The organism is Anaerolinea thermolimosa, from assembly GCF_001050195.2.
GTDB classification, from domain to species: Bacteria; Chloroflexota; Anaerolineae; order Anaerolineales; family Anaerolineaceae; genus Anaerolinea; species Anaerolinea thermolimosa.
Genome location: NZ_DF967965.1, coordinates 37,838 through 39,457, shown reverse-complemented (window position 1 = coordinate 39,457; position 1,620 = coordinate 37,838). Strand labels below are relative to the sequence as shown.

Sequence of the window (1,620 nt, the reverse complement as noted above, 5' to 3'; positions counted from 1 at the left end):
CAGTGCGGCTGGATGGCTTGTTGGGATTGGGCTGTTCTTCTGGGGAATGAGTAATCAGACAATTCCGCTGATTGCGGTGGGAATTATAAGCGTGTGGGTTGGCGCCCTGGCGGTGCCTGATTGGGGTGACAGAAAACCGGATTGACGCAGGGGCGGAAATTTGGTAGAGTAATTGTAGCTAATATTACTACGCTGGAGGTTGAAATGACTTTTGTACCCTATCGCGTCTTGCGCAATACGCCGGGAGAACTGCGGAGAAGGCTAAAGGAAGCCGGACACCTGGTGGTAACCGGGGATGGCGAGCCCTTTGCGGTGATGCTCTCGGTTGAGCCTGGAGAAGTGGAGCAGGTGCTGGAGACCATCCTAAGGCTACGAGCCCAGCAGGCGGTGCGTCGTATGCGGGAAAGTGCCCAGGAACGTGGGTTGGATCGGCTGAGTGAGGCGGACATCGAGGCTGAAATCCAGGCCGTACGGAAGGAGCGGAAGTAGGACGTGCGCATCGTGTTCGATACCAACGTGCTGGTGTCCGCGCTGCTCAACCCTTTCGGTTCTCCAGGGCGGGTGCTGGATTTGATCCTGGCGGGATCGGTGCGGATCGTATACGATGATCGCATTCTCTCGGAGTACCGGGATGTGCTCTCACGCCCCCGCTTTGGGTTCGAGAAACGGCAGGTGCAGCGATTGATGGAATACCTGATCTTTACCGGCGAAGGTATTAATGCCTCTCCAATGACCGTAGATGATGCCCCTGACGCCGATGATTTACCCTTTGCGGAGGTGGCTGTGAGTGGGAATGCCGATGCTCTGGTGACAGGAAATCCGGGGCATTTTTCGTTTGTTCATCCTTTGCCAGTACTTTCACCGGCGGAATTCTTACAATTCTGGTTGGAAAAACAAGGGGAATAACATGAGCATTGCCTTCAGCAAACACAATTTCGATCTGGACGAGTTTGAGCGCTGTGAAACGCACGGCTGTGTGATGATGCAGGTGGCGCGCAACGTGGAGCCGGTGTGCCTGATCGAGTGGCTGGCAGAGAGGGCGGGCAATCGCACGGTGCGGGACGTCATCCTGCGGGAGTCAGGGGAGTACGATCTGCCCGCGCTGATTCTGGATAACGGCTTCATGCTCCCTGTGGAGCAGGCCGTCCGGGTGCGTCCCCCTGAACCGATGGAACTGACGCTGGAAGAGGTCACAGGCTGGTATGTGGCGGATCTGCTCTCCATGCCGGGCAGGGACGCGGTGGCGATGGAACTGCTCCCGCCGGGGGCAGTGGTGGACGAAGAGCCGGGTATTCTGCTCCAGCTGAGCGTGGATATCCTGCTCTACCTGCTGTTCGACGAGGAAATTCGCAAGGTGGAACCGTGAGGGGTAAAGCAAGGTATTTCGAATCCTGATAGAGATGGATGAAAATCCATGCTGGAGAATGACCGCTGAACCGCGGTGTTAATTATCCATTAATCCATATTGACAATTAGACAAATCGGTTGTATCCTCTGCGTAACAGAGGTGCAAAATGAGCGCAAATGAGGTTGTACAGTTAGCAAGCAATGGGCGTATTACTCTGCCGGGCTCCATCCGCCGCCGGGTGGGACTGTATGATGGGGATTTGCTACGGATCG

The 1,620-nt window shown here is 55.8% G+C and carries 3 protein-coding genes; all 3 read left to right on the top strand.

The window, feature by feature from the left end; all coding sequences use genetic code 11:
- The first annotated feature begins 204 nt into the window (after positions 1–204).
- Genes ATHL_RS00170 through ATHL_RS00160 form a run of 3 tightly spaced genes read left to right on the top strand, consistent with a single transcriptional unit; the run spans position 205 to position 1,366 of the window.
- On the top strand, positions 205–489 hold the full coding sequence (locus ATHL_RS00170) for a type II toxin-antitoxin system Phd/YefM family antitoxin (RefSeq protein WP_062188713.1): 285 nt from the start codon (positions 205–207) through the stop codon (positions 487–489).
- A 3-nt stretch (positions 490–492) separates the two neighbouring features.
- On the top strand, positions 493–906 hold the full coding sequence (locus ATHL_RS00165; RefSeq protein ID WP_062188712.1) for a putative toxin-antitoxin system toxin component, PIN family: 414 nt from the start codon (positions 493–495) through the stop codon (positions 904–906).
- Position 907: 1 nt separating this feature from the next.
- Entirely contained in the window at positions 908–1,366 is a 459-nt protein-coding gene (locus tag ATHL_RS00160; RefSeq protein ID WP_062188711.1) for a hypothetical protein, read from the top strand.
- Positions 1,367–1,620: the final 254 nt, after the last annotated feature.

What these genes read in the sequence shown, in the direction of transcription:
- ATHL_RS00170 (WP_062188713.1), top strand. Translation starts at nt 205, where the DNA reads ATGACTTTTGTACCCTATCGCGTCTTGCGCAATACGCCGGGAGAACTG.
- ATHL_RS00160 (WP_062188711.1), top strand. Translation starts at nt 908, where the DNA reads ATGAGCATTGCCTTCAGCAAACACAATTTCGATCTGGACGAGTTTGAG.